General features: G+C 45.0%; 15 protein-coding genes. 9 read left to right on the top strand and 6 right to left on the bottom strand.

The window, feature by feature from the left end:
* Nucleotides 1-33: 33 nt before the first annotated feature.
* Nucleotides 34-1020, bottom strand: a complete 987-nt coding sequence (gene yidZ / locus F0251_RS16340; protein ID WP_050651352.1) for an HTH-type transcriptional regulator YidZ — start codon at nucleotides 1018-1020, stop codon at nucleotides 34-36.
* Nucleotides 995-2197 (bottom strand): MFS transporter, encoded by a 1203-nt coding sequence (locus F0251_RS16335; RefSeq protein ID WP_171731378.1) that lies wholly within the window; start codon nucleotides 2195-2197, stop codon nucleotides 995-997. Before F0251_RS16335 ends, yidZ begins: the two co-directional genes overlap by 26 nt.
* A 436-nt stretch (nucleotides 2198-2633) precedes the next feature.
* Here F0251_RS16335 and F0251_RS16330 point away from each other — a divergent pair, with 436 nt between their 5' ends.
* On the top strand, nucleotides 2634-3797 hold the full coding sequence (locus F0251_RS16330) for an amino acid permease (protein ID WP_171731411.1): 1164 nt from the start codon (nucleotides 2634-2636) through the stop codon (nucleotides 3795-3797).
* A 179-nt stretch (nucleotides 3798-3976) separates the two neighbouring features.
* Here the strand turns inward: F0251_RS16330 and F0251_RS16325 are convergent, their stop codons facing one another.
* Entirely contained in the window at nucleotides 3977-4414 is a 438-nt protein-coding gene (locus F0251_RS16325) for a MarR family winged helix-turn-helix transcriptional regulator (RefSeq protein ID WP_171731377.1), read from the bottom strand.
* A gap of 127 nt (nucleotides 4415-4541) precedes the next feature.
* Here F0251_RS16325 and F0251_RS16320 point away from each other — a divergent pair, with 127 nt between their 5' ends.
* Entirely contained in the window at nucleotides 4542-4964 is a 423-nt protein-coding gene (locus F0251_RS16320; RefSeq protein ID WP_105058818.1) for an organic hydroperoxide resistance protein, read from the top strand.
* Nucleotides 4965-5055: 91 nt separating this feature from the next.
* Here F0251_RS16320 and F0251_RS16315 read toward each other — a convergent pair whose 3' ends face one another.
* Complete coding sequence (locus F0251_RS16315; protein ID WP_171731376.1) at nucleotides 5056-7035, bottom strand: methyl-accepting chemotaxis protein; 1980 nt, start codon at nucleotides 7033-7035, stop codon at nucleotides 5056-5058.
* Nucleotides 7036-7416: 381 nt separating this feature from the next.
* Here F0251_RS16315 and F0251_RS16310 point away from each other — a divergent pair, with 381 nt between their 5' ends.
* Together F0251_RS16310 and F0251_RS16305 are read left to right on the top strand one after the other, a co-directional pair.
* Nucleotides 7417-7590 carry a hypothetical protein gene (locus F0251_RS16310; RefSeq protein ID WP_008216632.1) on the top strand — a complete coding sequence of 58 codons (174 nt, stop codon included), beginning with the start codon at nucleotides 7417-7419 and terminating at the stop codon, nucleotides 7588-7590.
* A 191-nt stretch (nucleotides 7591-7781) separates the two neighbouring features.
* A complete protein-coding gene (locus F0251_RS16305; protein ID WP_171731375.1) occupies nucleotides 7782-8366 on the top strand; it encodes a TetR/AcrR family transcriptional regulator in 585 nt (194 codons plus the stop codon).
* 122 nt (nucleotides 8367-8488) lie between these two features.
* On the opposite strand, the gene F0251_RS16300 is transcribed toward F0251_RS16305, so the two are convergent.
* Entirely contained in the window at nucleotides 8489-10354 is a 1866-nt protein-coding gene (locus F0251_RS16300) for a fructose-specific PTS transporter subunit EIIC (protein WP_171731374.1), read from the bottom strand.
* Nucleotides 10355-10659: 305 nt separating this feature from the next.
* Between F0251_RS16300 and F0251_RS16295 the strand changes: the two genes are divergently transcribed.
* The gene (locus F0251_RS16295; RefSeq protein ID WP_086714366.1) at nucleotides 10660-10962 is read left to right on the top strand and encodes a PTS fructose transporter subunit IIB; all 303 of its coding nucleotides are present in this window, start codon (nucleotides 10660-10662) and stop codon (nucleotides 10960-10962) included.
* Nucleotides 10963-10969: 7 nt separating this feature from the next.
* On the top strand, nucleotides 10970-11743 hold the full coding sequence (locus tag F0251_RS16290; protein WP_116870977.1) for a PTS sugar transporter subunit IIA: 774 nt from the start codon (nucleotides 10970-10972) through the stop codon (nucleotides 11741-11743).
* Nucleotides 11744-11760: 17 nt separating this feature from the next.
* On the opposite strand, the gene F0251_RS16285 is transcribed toward F0251_RS16290, so the two are convergent.
* A complete protein-coding gene (locus F0251_RS16285; RefSeq protein WP_008216642.1) occupies nucleotides 11761-12600 on the bottom strand; it encodes a helix-turn-helix transcriptional regulator in 840 nt (279 codons plus the stop codon).
* A gap of 379 nt (nucleotides 12601-12979) precedes the next feature.
* Between F0251_RS16285 and F0251_RS16280 the strand changes: the two genes are divergently transcribed.
* From F0251_RS16280 to F0251_RS16270, 3 genes are all read left to right on the top strand, one after another.
* The gene (locus F0251_RS16280) at nucleotides 12980-14884 is read left to right on the top strand and encodes a fructose-specific PTS transporter subunit EIIC (RefSeq protein ID WP_061033874.1); all 1905 of its coding nucleotides are present in this window, start codon (nucleotides 12980-12982) and stop codon (nucleotides 14882-14884) included.
* A 94-nt stretch (nucleotides 14885-14978) separates the two neighbouring features.
* A complete protein-coding gene (gene manA / locus F0251_RS16275; RefSeq protein ID WP_171731373.1) occupies nucleotides 14979-16196 on the top strand; it encodes a mannose-6-phosphate isomerase, class I in 1218 nt (405 codons plus the stop codon).
* Nucleotides 16197-16444: 248 nt separating this feature from the next.
* A complete protein-coding gene (locus F0251_RS16270) occupies nucleotides 16445-16885 on the top strand; it encodes a PTS sugar transporter subunit IIA (protein ID WP_116870979.1) in 441 nt (146 codons plus the stop codon).
* Nucleotides 16886-16891 lie beyond the last annotated feature (6 nt).

The following is a 16891-nucleotide window of genomic DNA, read 5'->3' as shown; positions in this document are numbered from 1 at the left end:
AAACTATGAAGTTGTAGTCAGGTCAACAGAATTTTAGACACTTTTCACGTCTTTTACCTGTTTTCCTTCAAACTGGTAAAGCGATCTGAGTGTGTCTTTTAGCCATAAAACGAGCGGATTATAGGCATTGCGTTTATGCCAAATCATAGTGAAAGGAATTAGCAATTTATTGGCATGTTCTTCGTCTAACGGAATAGGTAAGCAGGTTAGGTTGGGGTGAAGTTGCTCTGCGTAACGTCGGCAGTAGTTGGGCGCAACCGTCGTCATAGAGTGATTTGATTGAGCCGCCATAAACAGAGACTGCTCAAAGCCTGCAAGAGTTAGAGCAATGTTTCGGTCTAGTTGTAGATCGGTTAACACTTCATCCAGCGCCCACGTTTCGCTTTTTTCCCACACGATATTGATATGAGGGTATTTGAGAAAAGCCTCAAGGTTCCACTCTTCCTGTAAGGCAGGATGATCTTTTCTGAGATACACCACTGGCATGTCGTGAAACAAAACCTCGAAATCGATGAAGTACGGCAGCGCGTCTAGAGACTCTTTCGAGCGCGGATGGCTTTCTCGCCCTGAAAAACCAATATCAGATTCGCCACGAACAATAGAGTCTATCGAGTCATAATCCCAGTTACGCATTTTGATCTTCGCATTCGGATAGCGTTGATACACGCTTTGCGTCAGCTCATTGAGCATAATCAGTGACAGCGGGGATTCCGCCTCTAGATTCAATCGCACATCTTTGGGCGCATCATCACCACGAGTCGTGAGAATTTGGCTACCAATCTGCAGCCACTCTTGAAGATCTTTCACCATGCTGAGCGCAAGTGGTGTCGGCGTTAAACCTCTTGGCGTTTTTACAAACAGAGGATCATCAAACCAGTCTCTAAGCTTAGTCAGTGATTTACTCACCGTTGAGGGCGTAACGTTAAGCTTTTTGGCAGCTTTTGAGACACTCTGCTCTTGCAGCAGCAATTGCAGAGTGAACAACAGGTTGAGATCAAGACGGGCTAGTGGCTTCTTCATAATCACTTTTCACTTGGGAAGGACCTACCCATAGTATTAGAGCAATACTGATAACTCCACCAGCAGCCAGTATAAATACCAACATATTCAATGCACTTAGCCCAATCACGCCCATCAACCAGATAAACAGTGCCGACGTGCACACCTGAGAAACGCCCAATATTGAGCTCGCAACGCCTGCTCGTTGTGAATAACAGCTCAATGCTTGGCTCATCGCGACACCAAAACCTAACGAGAAACCACCACACACAAAAGCAAAGCCTAGCAGGGTTACATAATGCCCTAGCCCACCATCAATCGATGCGAGCAACAAGATAGCTGCAATCACAAAGCACGTTTGAGATGTCAGCATGAGGCTTTTTTGTTTAAACACATTCAAGGCAAACGGCGCGGAGAAAGACACCAGCATACTGACTAATGCAGTGAGAGCCATGGTATATGAGTATTGACCACGGTCGAAGCCAAGCTCTGTCATGATCAGCATCGGAGAAACATTCACGTAAGTCAGAATCGCCGTTACGCCCAAGCTGGTCATGACCACTCGGCTGATAAACAAGGGTTCCTTAAAAGTTTCGGTTGAAGATGATTGAGACACAGAAGCTTTTGCGACTTTCGAGCCTTTGCTATTCGGCTTAGTTTCTCTTAGTACTAACACCGACAGCAAACACACCACTACGCCCATACTTGCCATGGTCGTGAACAGGCTTGGCCAAGGGTACACCGTCATGATTAAGTGACCGATAACCGGTGCAAGCACTGGCACGATACAGGTAATGCCATTCATCATTGACAACACCTTAGCGCGCTTTTGATCGTCTAACACATCTCGCAAAATAGCGAATGCCACTACATAACATGAACCCGCACCAACACCTTGGAAAAAGCGTACCGCTAGAAACGGTTCCGCGCTAGTCACAATGCCACCGAACATTGAAGAGATAGCAAAGACAATCGCACCGAAAATAGCGACAGGCTTTCTTCCTACCTTGTCGGCAAATTTACCTGCGAACAGCATAGTAGTTGCCATGCCCGCAAGATAGATAGAAAACACCACATGGAGCTGTGCCTCCGAGGCATTTAAATCAGCAGCGATTTGAGGCAAGCCAACCAAATACAAATCAATCGCCGTTGGATACAAGAGAACAAGCGCGAAACTACAAAACAGAAAACGATACATAACACCCCCACATAATTGGTGTGAGGATAATAAGAGCGAAACGCCAAACTACCGAGTGGCATCTACGACAACGGATCTTTCCATTTACGACAAACCGTCAGTATGTGGAAAAGGCGAAAGACAAGGATTCACTCAATAAGCAAGGTTTTGACTTAAATCAGCTGAAATTAAGACACCGATTTATCAGCTATAAAGCGCTACCTATTAATCGGTGAACAATTTACAAAAGTTATCAGAACGATAAATAAAATCATCGAATGAATACTTAAATCAACCACTCATACCCACCATAAATTCCTGCTTAAATTTTTTAGAAAAATTCAAAAATAATTAGAATTTAACCCCTAACTTTACTGAGTAATTTGTTAGGCTTGGCAACAAATATTTACAATCCAACTAAAAACTAATTGGATACTTAGAGGTTGCTTTTTTGAATATGAAATTATTCGGCAGTTCTTTGATTCTTTCAGGAACTGCATTAGGGGCTGGCATGCTCGCTATTCCCATGGTGTTGGCTCAATTTGGCTTCATGATCAGCTCAGTGCTGATGCTACTTATCTTTATCGGCACCACATACTCAGCTCTCCTATTGGCAGAAGCGTGTACTAAAACTAAAGACAACAGTGGCATGAGCAGTGTTGCTTACCTCACTCTGGGCAGCAAAGGAAAACACTTTATCAATGCACTCTTTTACCTACTGCTAGTATGCATGCTGATCGCTTATATCTTGGGCGTGGGTGACATCATCCATAAGCTACTGCTCGATGTTGGCGTAAACATCTCTGCATCTGCTGCTTATACCGTTTTCAGCCTATTTATGGGTGTGATTGTGGTAGCGGGTAAGTCTTATATCGATAAGTTGAACCGTGGCCTATTCATCATGATGGTGGTGATGCTATTTATTGTTATCGCTTCTCTGTTTAGCAATATCCGTCTTGATTACCTCACTCAAACTAGCCAATACACGGCCAATGATGTGGTGCAATACAGCGCGGTTATCTTTACCAGCTTTGCCTCTATGGTGGTGATCCCGTCACTGGTTATCTACAACCGTGAAGCGACTCAAAGGCAGATCCGCAATATGATTCTGTTAGGTTCAGTGATTCCGCTCGTGTGCTACCTCACTTGGTTGTTCGCGATTATCGGTAACCTTGGCACAGACGCGATCAGCCAGTTCCACAACATTTCAGAACTGATCTCTGCGTTTAGCGGACAATCTGCTTGGTTAAAAGTAGTGATTGCTCTGTTCTCTGCACTGGCATTGGTGACTTCTTTCCTCGGCGTGTCCATGGCGCTGTATGACCAAAACAAAGACGCGGTAACCAACAACCAGCTAATGGCTTACGCTCTGACCTTTGTGTTGCCTTTGGTATTGGCTGAGTTGTTTGCTAGCCAATTCGTCAGCATGCTCGACTATGCAGGCATGGTGCTGGTGTTCCTAGCTATTTGGGGACCACTCGCAATGGTAGTTAAAGTTCGTAGACCTGACTTCCCTCACCTACAAACCGAGGGCAGCTACACAGCTGCGGGTGGCGACACCGCACTAATGGCGACATTCGGTTTTGGCGCGTTGATTTTCGTGTCTTGGTTTATGGGTTAAATAGAAGCACAGTATCAACCGCTGCCGTGGTGATATGTATGTGTTTATGGGTGAAGACTAAACAAGTACCTCACACTCACATCAAAACACAAAAAGCCAGGAGTATCTGCTATTGACAGTAGATACTCACTGGCTTTTTCAGTATTTGAACGTTATTACTGAGAATTAAAGAGACGTTCTTATTGAGTTAAGTTGTCAAGCAACTGCTCACATTGCGCTTTGAGCGATTTAAGTTCGTTTTCATTCATCTTAGACAAACAAAATATCTCTTCTGGGACAGTTTGCGCGCGCTCTTTAAGTTCAGTCCCTACAGGAGTTAGCGTAATTACTCGCACTCGTTCATCTTCAGCACTACGTTTACGAAGCACATAACCTTTTGCTTCTAAACGCTTAAGTAATGGAGTCAAGGTTCCTGAATCTAAATGTGTTTTAGCGCCTAACGCTTTGACATTTATCTCTTGTTGCTCCCAAAGCACCATCATCACAATGTACTGTAAATAAGTAAGATCAAGCGCTTTCAGCAGAGGTTGATAAGCTCGACTCATTGCATTTGAAGCACTGTAAAGTGCAAAGCACACCTGATTATCTAACTTTAGATATTCATCTTGGTCGCTCACGATCACCTCATCAATAAATTAAATTGCACACAATATACTTGCGCACATAAGTTTTATCAATTAAGCTCACCTAAAAATAAAGTTGCGCACAATTTAATTTTACACAACTATTTTAAGGATTAAGAAAATGACAACACTCTACACTACTTCTGCTACTGCAATTGCTGGTCGTAACGGCCAAGTTTCTACTGACGATAATTTGCTTTCTGTTGCATTAAGCTACCCGAAGGAAATGGGCGGTTCAGGTGAAGCAACGAACCCTGAGCAACTGTTTGCTGCGGGCTACTCTGCGTGTTTCTCAAATGCTCTACTTCACGTAGCGAAAGAAATGAAAATCAAGATTGCATCGGCGCCAACAACTGCAACGGTTGGTATCGGTCCAAATGAAAATGGTGGTTTTGCTTTAACCGTTTCATTAGCGATTGAGCTCGACTTGGCTCAAGAAGAGGCTGTTACGCTGGTAAAAACCGCTCACCAAATTTGCCCATATTCAAATGCGGTTCGTGGCAACATTGATGTGAAACTGTCGGTTAACGGACAAGCGCTTTAGTCGCTTTACCCAAAAATATCCCACTAAAAAAAATGTCCCGCATTAGGCGGGACATTTTTATATAAGATGGAAAACTTTTAACTCTGAAAGATTAACTCTTAAACGTACTAGCGATCTCTTTCAATGAAGCCGCCAGTTCAGCTTGCTCTTTGGCGGTTGCTGCAATTTGAGTTGCGCCTGTGGTCGACTCTGTCGATTTCTGCTCAACCGCCATCACGTTTTGCGCGATATCTTGAGTTACGACGGCTTGCTCTTCTGTCGCTGTAGCGATCTGTTCGGTCATGCTAAATATCTCGCTTACCGATGCTGAGATACCTTGTAAGGTGTTCTCAACCTCTTTTGAATCCTCAACCGCTTTAGACGACATCTTCTGGCTGTTATCAATAACATTGAACGCCGTCTGCACATCAGACTGTAGCGAGCTGATAAAGCCTTCAATTTCAGCTGTCGATTGCTGGGTGCGCTGCGCCAGTGTACGAACTTCATCGGCTACGACCGCAAAACCACGACCTTGCTCACCCGCTCTTGCCGCTTCAATTGCCGCGTTCAATGCTAACAAGTTAGTCTGTTCAGCGACGGACTTAATCACATCAATCACACTGTTGATGTTATTACTGCTCTCATGTAAGTGCGTGATCTTTTCCGCTAGATCATTAATTTCAGATGCCAGTTTTTCAATCGAGTGATAAGAATCCTGAACTGTACTCAAACCTTCTTGTGACTGCTCATCGACCATTTTAGCAGAGCTGGCTGTCTGCTGAGTTTTTGCCGCGACTTCATTTACCGTAGCCGATAACTCTTCTGTCGCCGTCGCAACTAAACCGATTTGATCTTGTTGTTGAACTAGCGTATTCGAGTTGTAATGGCAAGTTTGTGAGGTTTCTTCAGCGGCTGAAGCCAAAGTAAGGCTCGATTGAGACAGGTTGTCGATAACGTTTGAAAACTTCTCTAGCGTTTCGTTCAGTGCCGAAGAGATCTGTCCAAGTTCGCTGTTACCAACGTACTTAGCACGAACCGTTAGATCGTTGTCATTACGAACTCTAGACAACATCACTGTCAAGTCTTTCACTCTCATCGTCAGGTCGCTGATCGCTTTAAAGCTCACGAAAGTCGCAAACAACGTAATCAAAGCAAATAGACCGATACTCATCATCATCGCAGACTGCGCCTGTGACATCTTTTTCTCAGTCAACGCAATCAGTGACTCAGCAAGGTGGTTTTCTGTTTTCTTTAGCTGAACAATACGAGCGGTAGATTGAGAGAACCAGTACACAGGGTCGACATCAAAGCCACTCATCTTAGATTCAGCCAAACTACGAAGTTTTTCTACTTCTGCTATAGAGCGATCGTTTAACTGTTGCTCAAAGAAACGAACGTTCGCTGGGTTGCTCAACACTTCAAAATTCGAAAAGTAGGTATTCTGCTCTGTCACCAAAGAGATGAATTTCACCAGCATACCCGGACCAAATTCATTTTTAGAAAAGGTGTTATTTAGAACTGCACGCTCAATACCCGCTCGCTCTTTACCTTGCAAGAAGTTGTAGTAAGCGATGGTTTCTGTAGTGATGGTGGCATCAGAACTTAACTCAGCAATCAATGCAGATACGCTTAGTAGCTTGGCATTCAGTTGGGTGTAGTAACCCAAGGCCTCAGAAAGTGAGATAGATTTAGAATCTACTCGATTACGAATCGTCGTGATCTGATTAAGGCTTTGGCTTATCTCTGTGTTCAGGCGATTTATCTGTGGCAGGTTGATATTGGCAGACTGCCAGTAATCGTTTCTTTCATTACGTCGGTTGTCGGCATTGGTTCTCTGCGCAGCTAATTCACTGACAAACTTGGCTCCTTGAGATCCAATAAAGCCAGCGGTCATGCCTCGCTCTTTTTGTAATTCATGCACTAACTCACTGTACACAACCGAAAGGCGTGTCAGTTGATTTAATGAGGACATTTCACTCTTAGTTTCTACACCCTTGGATATCGCAGAAACACTGAGCCAGAGAAACCCTAAGATCGGTAAAATAAGCAAAGCGATGATTTTTTGCTTAAAAGACATATCGGTTAATTTCATTTTTATTTCCTAGCAGCTGACGAATCTTTATCTGTCATGTTATTCGACACACTTCAAAAATGGTGTGCCTGTACTGATTAGTTTTATCAATTACCGTGCCATATCGGACGACAATCGATAACGCTAGCATTTAACCTTACAAAATTCATTGGTTTATTTATAAATTTGTTAGCTATGCAGCTTTAGAAAACACAAAAAACGTGCAACAACGTTTTTCCGACGCAAGTGACTGAAAAACGACAGTTTTTTCATAACCCTAAAGAGGTACAAGCACACCCTTTATCACCTCAGTTGTCGCTACATGTTCAGCGCCAACTATGTATAATGCCGGACTCAAAAAGTTACGAATTCAACTAACGTAGAAGCATAATTAGAGGTTTTATGGATTGTCCCGCTTGCGAAGAACATATTGGATGGGAATGGGTAGAAGAAGCAGCAATCGAACCCAATGAAGAATTCGATTGCCCAGAGTGTGAAGAAACACTGATGTACACTATCGATGAAGGCACCTATTACGGCGCACAGCATAAAACCGTCGAAGTGGTCGACGACTAGCGTTTAGCAAACATTGAGCAATATTCCATAGTAAAAGCAGCGAAAGCTTGTCATAAATTGCATTCAATAGAGCGCCTTATGCACCAGTAAGGTGCAAGAACGACAATTAAGTCGAGCAAAACACACCTTTACTAGAACGAACGTTCAGCATAAAATATTGAACATATGTTCAGATTAATGAAGTAGATGTTATGGCCAAGACAGCGAAGTTCGATAGACAAGACGTAGTAGATAAAGCAACGAACCTATATTGGGAAAAGGGCTTTCACGCGACTTCTATGCGTAACCTGCAAGACGTGATTGATATGCGTCCGGGTAGCATCTACGCGACATTTGGCAGCAAAGAAGGTTTGTTTAAAGAGACTCTTGCTCGCTATACCGAACTTGGCATTCTCAACCTGAACCGCTTTCGCAGCGAAACAGACTCACCAATCAAGGCGCTTGAAAGCTTCGTAAAACGTGCTGTGGTCGAATCAAAACAAAGTTCGCCAAATGGCATGTGTATGCTGGCAAAAACGGTAGCAGAACTGACTGATGAACACGCCGAATTATTAGAAGAAGCGAAGAAATCACTGAAGATCATGGAAGGTGAGTTCGCTAAGCTGATTGCCGAGGCTCAAGAGCTCGGTGAGATAAACAAGGAACGTGAACCGACTCAACTTGCTCGACATGTTCAAGTTCAGATCGCAGGCCTGCGTACCTACGCGAAAACCTGTGACGACATCGATCTACTTAACTCAATGGTTGAAGACGTATTTAAGTATCATCCTTTTTAAAAACTGAACTTGTTTTAGAAGCCATACAAAAAGACTCCACTGTTAGCCTAGAGCGCTAGAGCGGAGTCTTTTTAGTTTTGATCTAGTTAACTTAATAGATGATTAACTTTCGTGTTTAAGGGTTACACCTTTCTCATGATCAACGCCTGCGCATTAAGCATCGCCTCTTTGGTGCTGACATCTAACGTTTTGACGTTCGCAAAGCGCTCGACTTCTTTAATCGCCACATCGTGAGCGAAGATCACCAACCTCGCCCTTTCGATGTCTTTTGGTGTGATGCGATTACCAATCCCGTTAGCACCTTGTGTTTCGACTTTAATCCGAACCCCGAGATGATGCGCCGCTTTTTCTAAAGACTTAGCCGCCAAGAAAGTATGAGCAACACCTGATGGGCATGAAGTAATTGCCAACACATCCGCTTGCCCTTCTTCTGTTACCGAACCACCTGCAGACTGATAAGAAAGTTCGTCACCTTCTACCACATTCTTTTTAAGCAGTATCACGATGAATGCCGTGGTTAGCGCCCCCGCAAGTGTGCCAATAATGTAGCCAAGTTTGCCATCAACCACAGGCAGAACAATCCAACCGCCCCATGGTGCATGGTTTACCACATGGAACATAAAACCAACCACATTACCGACAATGCCACCAGCAACCACAGCAGGCAGCACTCGCGCAGGGTCGGCGGCAGCAAAAGGAATCGCACCTTCACTGATACCAATCATACCCATGATACCTGCGGCTTTGCCTGCTTCACGTTCGTCTCGCTTGAACTTCTTCGGTGAAAGGAAAGTCGCCAAAGCCATACCCAGTGGCGGCGTACAAATCGCAATGCCAACGCCACCCATCAACCAAGGCTGAGTATTCACCTGCGTTTGAGCAAACAGTGTAGCGACCTTGTTGATTGGGCCGCCCATATCAAAGGCCGTCATCGCGCCTAAAATACTACCGAGTACCATTTTTCCTGAGCCAGCCATACCCGTCAGCATTTGATTCATCTCAAGCATCACTTGGGCTATCGGGGAACCAATCACCCACATCACAGCACCACAGGTTACAAAGGTGCCAACTAACGGATAAATGAAAATAGAGCTCAGCGAGATCATGCTGTCTGGCAGCTTGATCCTTTTAAGTAGATTCACCACAAAGCCAGCAAAGAAACCGACCACTATCGCCCCAAGAAAACCAGTGTTGTATTGGTTCACCGCAACCCAAGAACCAATCATACCGGGCGCTAAACCCGGTTTGTCGGCCATTGAGTACGCAATGTAGCCGCCTAGAACCGCAGTAAACAAGGTTAAGCCAGCGATACCCATCTGCGCGATATCTGCCAACACACCACTTTCAGGAACCGCACCATGACCAGATATCATAACCGACAAAGACAAAAGCACACCGCCCGCGACTACGAACGGAATCATGTGCGAAGTGCCATATAGCAAATGCTCTTTCAAGCGATTAAGAGACTGCGCCCAAGGACTGAGCGGCTCAACGTACACTTCATGATGGCTAGAGGCATAGCTATCGAAAGAGTCGGAATTGGCTTCAAGAAACAGCTCTTGAGCCTCTTCGACCGACTCGACAGCCTTTAATTTTGTAACAAAGTCATCTTCAATCAGTTTGGTCGAGATCTGAGCCAGCACCTCGATATGGTGATCGTCATTGTTGTCTGGCGAAGCGAGCATAAAAAACACATCAGACAGCTCACCGCCATCGGCACCATAATCAATCCCCGTTCGACTGATACCTACAGCAACAGCAGGTTTAGCAACGGCAGTACTTTTCGCATGTGGAATCGCAATACCATCATCAAATCCCGTATTGCCAATAGCCTCACGCTTCCAGATATCATCAAGGAATTCACTTTTATTCGAGAGCTTACCAGCACGATCGAGTAGTTCGACAAGCTCTTCAAATACCGCCTGTTTAGAGTCTGCTTGTAGTTCCAAGCAGATAATCTCGGGCTCTATAATGTTAGTGATATCCATGGTTTACTCTGCCTCGCCTGATTTCAGACTGAAGTAATTAGGTTCTTCCGACCTAAATTAAAATTCGATGTTAATAGGATGAAAAGATTAGCGGTGTGTCGTTGATCATCATATAGGACGAAAGGTGCATTAACTGGATTATTGTAACCAAGAGCTCAGAGTGTGACGTCCACCTTAGAATAAAAAACGGCAATCCATAAAATCCACAGAACCCATAAACGTATCGCCCCTACGGTATGCTCCCAGTCTATACTGGTTTTTCCCATACCAGGTAGTAAAATGACGACATTAAGCCGAGAATAATAATGAGAATTGTAGCGGTAACTGCGTGCCCTACAGGCATTGCACACACCTATATGGCAGCTGATGCATTAAATAAAACAGCCCCTAAATTCAATGTTTCAATCAAGGTTGAAACACAAGGTGCTATGGGTATTGAAAACTTACTCTCTGCACAGGACATTACTCTCGCAGACAAAGTGTTGATCGTTTCAGATATCGACATCGAACAACCAAGCCGATTCGACCCAGTTAAAACCGTATTCATTCCTATGGAAGAAGTATTATTGAGTGTCGATAAGGTTTTCATCAAGCATTGTCGGGCTTAAGCCTTTCATGAACGAATATCAGATCACCTTCTTTGTTGCCGACCCAACGGCGAACTCACATGTCGCCCAGCCGCTTGCTCGCTTAGCGAAAAAGTTCAAAAGCAACATCCGCATTATCAACATCACTCAAAACCGAACCGCTGATCTATCCAAATCCGTCGCGATGCTGCAAGTAGGTTTACTTCGTGGTGATTTGTGTCAGATAACCGCGGTCGGTATTGATGCTGAGCTGGCCTGTTTCGTTCTCAAAGACGTAATTGCCGAGCATTACGATATGGTTGGCTCGCAAGTTAACCATGAGTTCTCTAACGCTCTAATTCAGCGAATGCCACAGATATGCCCACCTTGTGACATCAAATGGCACCACGCCAAGGCGCAAACTCAACTGACAAAATTTGAGTGCTTGAAAGGGCTCGCTCACCTTGTTTATCCAGAAAACCCAGATGAACTAATTCTGGCATTCATTAAGCGAGAAGAACGCTCGTCTACATGTGTGTCACCAGGTATCGCACTGCCGCATGTGATGTTTGAATCTACCCAAGACCTCTCGATTGCGGTTATCGTCAGTGACGACCCAATTGACTGGGCATCACGTATCGGCGAAGTGCATGTAGCCATTGCTTTGGTACTGCCTACCAAGCCACAGCGAGAGCATATTGTGGCGGCTACCAACCTAACCAGAAACCTGCTTCACGATCAGGTCAATGAGCGTCTGCAAAAGACCCGAAGCAGTGTCGACCTGCAAGCCTTGTTGATGTATATCTCTTCACGTCTTATTTAGTTACCAGCTCGTTAGAGCTAGATTGATCCTCGATACTCGGTCGGTGTTCTTCCGGTGCGGTTTTTGAAAACTCGGCAGAAGTAGTTCACGTCTTTAAAGCCACAACGTACCGACACTTCATTGAGCTTGAAATTGTATTTCTTAAGCATGAACTTGGCACGGTCGACTCGTACGCGTGTAATGTACTCAGCCAGCGTCATGTGACCTTGCTGACGGAACATGCGCGACAAATGGTTGGAGGAAATACTAAAGCGTGATGCAATGCTGTCTCGGGTGATTTGGCGGTGGAAGTTCTCTTGAATGTAAATGCAGATCCCTTGATACACATCTTGCACGCGACTGTGAGATTTCTCGACGGGCGCATCTAACATGGTTTTACTGTATTGCAGCAGCGCTTGCAGTAGCAGTTCATCCATCGGCTGCTTGTTACTCTCACGCGCTAATGAGCTGAGCGCCTCCAAAATGTTATCAATCGCAAAACCCGAGCGAGTCTGAATACTGTGCTTTTGGATATCGTAAAAGCTCTCTTCCCCTTTGCGCTTGCTCACCAAGCTTAAACCAAGCTGACGACGTCCAAACAACATACTCAGTACCGAACAATCAGTATCCCAGTTCGGCTTGTTCCAGCAGTTAGGCGGGATGAAAATCGCATCCCCTGCTTTCGCAACAACATTGGTGATCTTACGATCATGACTCTCCATTTCATTAATATACTCACCGTCAAGCACCAGTTCTAAACGCGGAAAGTTCACCTGATAACTGAATGCTGAAGGCGTGTGAAAATCTCCCGCAAACCAGATGTTATGAAATGGTTCTCGCTCATTTAATACCGACGAGATTAGGTCATGAAATATCATTTATTCGAACTCTTATGGGCAGCAATAAGGCTACGGAAATAGATATACCCGTTACTGAAACATAGCGCTATTGAGCAAAATCACAATTTGAGATCTAGGTTACAAAAATCCAGTCGTAGAAATAAATCTCCAGTGCACAAATCAATGAGGCACGTAATTTTCCAGATAACAAAACACGCTGAAGCCCTTATAAATAAAAGCTTCAATGCACGACAAACCTTGTCAACACAGGGCTAAAAACGCCCGTTCGACCGATCAAAATCACACTCCATTTATAACGCAACAATCATCCAGTAAATGCATTTTTTCTTCACTACAGAAGGTAAGCCGTAGATTCCAGAATACCCCTAACAAAATAAGAACAGAGTAGGGGTTCATTATGATCACGACATTGATCAATCAAGATTTGATTAAGCTTTCGCTTAGCGCTAATTCAAAAGAAGACGTATTTAAAGAGCTGATAGACGTGCTTTACGCACAAGGCAGAATCTCAGACAAAGCACAGTTTCTTGCCGACATTAAGGCTCGTGAAGAACAAGGCAATACCGGATTTGAAGAAGGTATTGCACTGCCACACGCGAAAAGCGCTGCGGTGATTAAACCCGCGGTTGTTATCGGTGTCCATCAACAGGGTATCGAGTACGGCGCCGATGACGGCCAGCCATCAAAACTATTCTTCATGATTGCCTCTCCTGATGGCGGCGATAATCACCACATCGAAGTACTGGCAGAACTTTCTTCAAAACTGATTGAAGAAGGCTTTATCGAAAGCTTCATGAATGCTCAATCTGAACAACAAGCATTAGAACTACTGCTTAGCAAACCTGAGCCTTCAGAAACTGAAACCAACGTTGAGAAACAAGGCTTCATCATTGGCGTGACAGGCTGCCCAGCTGGCGTTGCACACACTTATTTGGCAGCTGAAGCACTAGAGAAAGGTGCGGCGGCTCTTGGCTACGATGTTAAGGTCGAAACCAACGGTTCTATCGGCGTTAAAAACAGCCCGACTCAAGAAGAGATCGAACGTGCCGACGCAATTGTGGTGGCTTGTGACAAACAGGTCGACATGGCTCGTTTTGCTGGCAAACGCGTTATCAAAACCAACGTAAAAGCGCCAATCAAAGACGCACAAGGTTTGATCAAACAAGCACTCAATGCGCCGAGCTACCAAGCAGAACAAGCACCAACCAACCAATCTGTTGCCGAAAAAGCCTCACAAGCGCGCTCAGATCTTTACCGTTACTTGATGAATGGTGTATCTCACATGATCCCATTCGTGGTCACAGGCGGCCTTTTGATTGCCCTAGCGCTAGCGATTGGTGGCGAACCAAGTGAGTCTGGTATGGCGATTCCTGCTGGCAGCATGTGGAACCAAATCCTAGAAGTGGGCGTGGTTGCCTTCACCCTGATGATCCCAATCTTGGCCGGCTACATTGCTTACGCGATTGCTGACCGCCCTGCTCTAACCCCTGGCTTGATTGGCGGCTGGATCGCAAACAACGGCTCTTTCTATGGCGCTGACGCAGGCACTGGCTTCATTGGCGCAATCATCGCAGGTCTGTTAGTGGGCTACTTCGTTAAATGGATTACTTCGTTTAGCTACCACAAGTTCGTTCAACCGCTTGTGCCTATCATGATCGCTCCGATCACTGGCTCTCTATTCATCGCAGGTTTGTTCATCTTCGTCATTGGTGCACCTATCGCGGGGCTAATGGATGCGCTTACTGCCCTACTAACTAGCATGAGCACAGGCAACGTGGTTCTACTTGGCATCGTACTGGGCGGCATGGCGGGCTTTGATATGGGTGGCCCGTTCAACAAGGTGGCGTTCCTATTCTCAGTCGGCATGATTGCCAGCGGTCAAACTCAGTTCATGGGCGCAATGGCATGTGCAATTCCTGTCGCTCCACTGGGTATGGCTATCGCAACCAGAATCGGCCGTAAGTTCGACTTATTTGAATCTTCTGAAATTGAAGCAGGCAAAGCAGCAGGCGCGATGGGCTTAGTGGGTATCTCTGAAGGTGCAATTCCTTTCGCGGCTCAAGATCCAATGTCAGTTATCCCTGCCAACGTGCTTGGCTCAATGACTGCTGCGGTAATGGCGTTCTCATTTGGCATCACCAACAGCGTTGCTCACGGTGGTCCAGTGGTCGCTCTACTTGGCGCAATCAACTACCCACTGCTAGCACTGGTATGCATGGCGTCTGGTGCGGGCGTAACTGCGGTTACTTGTATCGCACTTAAAAACCTACGCAAAGCCAAGCTAGCAACAGCAGCGGCTTAAGCCATTTCAACTCCAATGGCTTGAGCCCACTCTACTCTCGCATTTCATTAAGCCGAGTAGAGCTCAAGCCATGTTTCCCTTCATGGTGATTTCGATGTCTGATTTTTCTTTAGCGAACGATTCGTTCGTACAACGTTTTTTCTACCCTATGACTAATGTGATTCAAAACTACGCATGGGGTAGCCCTTCTTCGTTTAGCCAACTGTTTGGCATAGATAACCAGTCTGGTGAGCCGCAAGCGGAGATCTGGATGGGCGCTCACCCTAATGGTTGCTCAATGGTGAGCGACAACGGGCAGCAGACCACATTATCGAGCTTGATCTCTAAGAACCTAAACCTGTTTTTAAGCGAGAAAGTTGCAAGTCGTTTTGGCGAGCTGCCTTACCTATTCAAGGTGTTAGCTGCGGAGAAGGCACTGTCTGTTCAAGTCCACCCAAACAAGCAGCAAGCGGAATCTGGCTATGCTCTTGAAGAGCAGCAAGGTATTCCGATGACCGCAGGCAATCGTAACTACAAGGATCCTAATCACAAGCCAGAACTGGTGTATGCCCTAACCGACTACACAGCAATGAATGGCTTTAGGTCGATCAGTGAGATCCTTGAGCATTTTCATTACCTCGACATTCCTGAGTTACATTCGATGGTAAACGATCTCGCGGGCGATCAAACACCCAATGGCTTAGCCTGTTTTTTTGCAAGCTTATTGTCTTTGGAAGGTGAACAAAAAGGCATGGCGCTGACCATGTTGATCATGAAGGCCAAGCTTTCTGATAAACGTGTATTCCAATTGATTTCAGAACTGGAAAACCAATACCCAGGTGATGTCGGCCTGTTTGCTCCGCTACTATTGAACGTGATTACGCTAAAGCCGGGGCAAGCCATGTATCTGGACGCTGAAACCCCTCACGCTTACATCAAAGGCACAGGCTTAGAAATCATGGCGAACTCCGATAATGTGCTGCGTGCCGGGTTAACGCCTAAGTACATGGACGTGAACGAACTGGTTTCTTGTACTCGATTTAATGAAAAGCCTGCGGATAGATTATTGCTCAGCCCGATTGAGCAAGGTGATGTGATGGAATATCAAATTCCAGTTGAGGATTTTAAGTTCTCTATCGTGCAAAACTCACATCAACGCCAGATCACGACCGAAGGTGCAGAGATCCTACTGCCACTCGACGAGTCCATGGTGCTCACTCACCAATGTGGCGAAACCTGCGTGATAGAGAAAGGCCAGTCGGTGTTTATTCCTGCTTATGCCGAGAGTTACAAACTCGACTGCGTTGGACGTGTAGCGCGCGCTTACAGCTAGCTCCATCACCACTAATCACACACTATCTATGCCCTGCTTTTGCAGGGCATTTTTGTTCCTACAGAAAGTTATTTCAACACCGAAATACACCATCAAATATGACCCATCTCACACTGGATGAATGATGCAAATCACACTTAATTTTGCTGGATACAAATGTACAGTGAAGGGCTTTTATTTGCTATTTCGCGAATCAGGTTAATCCATTAATTTTAATTCAAGAACTTCAATAGTGAATGAGTTAATAAATGATCACACAGCTAACTAACGTCAACTTAATTAATAACAACCTTCAAGCAAATAATAAAAAAGAACTGTTTGAAGAATTGGCAGGCATGTTATTTGAGAATAACCGAATCAGCAGTAAAGAAGCCTTTTTGGCAGACATTGAAATTCGTGAATCTCAAAGCATCACCTCAATGGACGGCATCGCTTACCCACACTCGAAAAGCAAGGCAGTAACAGAGCCAGCAATTGCTGTTGGTGTAAAGCGAGAAGGCATTGAGTATGGCGATGAAGACGGTATTAACCCAACCGTATTTTTTATGATTGCCTCACCAGACAACGGTGCTGACCATCATATTTATGTACTACAAGAACTATTTGGAAAATTCAGTGATGAATTTATTCAAGATATCCATAACGCAAAAGATGAACATCAAATCCTTAATATTTTAATTAATTCATAAGGCGTA

Origin of the sequence: Vibrio sp. 070316B, from assembly GCF_013114115.1 — a bacterium.
GTDB lineage: Bacteria > Pseudomonadota > Gammaproteobacteria > Enterobacterales > Vibrionaceae > Vibrio > Vibrio chagasii_B.
Note: the sequence above shows the minus strand (reverse complement) of the source record. Positions and strands in the feature narration are given on the sequence as shown.

Bases quoted from the DNA above. Each gene is read 5' to 3' on its own strand.
- yidZ (WP_050651352.1), bottom strand. From the start codon at position 1,020: ATGAAGAAGCCACTAGCCCGTCTTGATCTCAACCTGTTGTTCACTCTG.
- F0251_RS16335 (WP_171731378.1), bottom strand. From the start codon at position 2,197: ATGTATCGTTTTCTGTTTTGTAGTTTCGCGCTTGTTCTCTTGTATCCA.
- F0251_RS16330 (WP_171731411.1), top strand. From the start codon at position 2,634: ATGAAATTATTCGGCAGTTCTTTGATTCTTTCAGGAACTGCATTAGGG.
- F0251_RS16320 (WP_105058818.1), top strand. From the start codon at position 4,542: ATGACAACACTCTACACTACTTCTGCTACTGCAATTGCTGGTCGTAAC.
- F0251_RS16315 (WP_171731376.1), bottom strand. From the start codon at position 7,035: ATGAAATTAACCGATATGTCTTTTAAGCAAAAAATCATCGCTTTGCTT.
- F0251_RS16310 (WP_008216632.1), top strand. From the start codon at position 7,417: ATGGATTGTCCCGCTTGCGAAGAACATATTGGATGGGAATGGGTAGAA.
- F0251_RS16305 (WP_171731375.1), top strand. From the start codon at position 7,782: ATGGCCAAGACAGCGAAGTTCGATAGACAAGACGTAGTAGATAAAGCA.
- F0251_RS16300 (WP_171731374.1), bottom strand. From the start codon at position 10,354: ATGGATATCACTAACATTATAGAGCCCGAGATTATCTGCTTGGAACTA.
- F0251_RS16295 (WP_086714366.1), top strand. From the start codon at position 10,660: ATGAGAATTGTAGCGGTAACTGCGTGCCCTACAGGCATTGCACACACC.
- F0251_RS16290 (WP_116870977.1), top strand. From the start codon at position 10,970: ATGAACGAATATCAGATCACCTTCTTTGTTGCCGACCCAACGGCGAAC.
- F0251_RS16285 (WP_008216642.1), bottom strand. From the start codon at position 12,600: ATGATATTTCATGACCTAATCTCGTCGGTATTAAATGAGCGAGAACCA.
- F0251_RS16280 (WP_061033874.1), top strand. From the start codon at position 12,980: ATGATCACGACATTGATCAATCAAGATTTGATTAAGCTTTCGCTTAGC.
- manA (WP_171731373.1), top strand. From the start codon at position 14,979: ATGTCTGATTTTTCTTTAGCGAACGATTCGTTCGTACAACGTTTTTTC.
- F0251_RS16270 (WP_116870979.1), top strand. From the start codon at position 16,445: ATGATCACACAGCTAACTAACGTCAACTTAATTAATAACAACCTTCAA.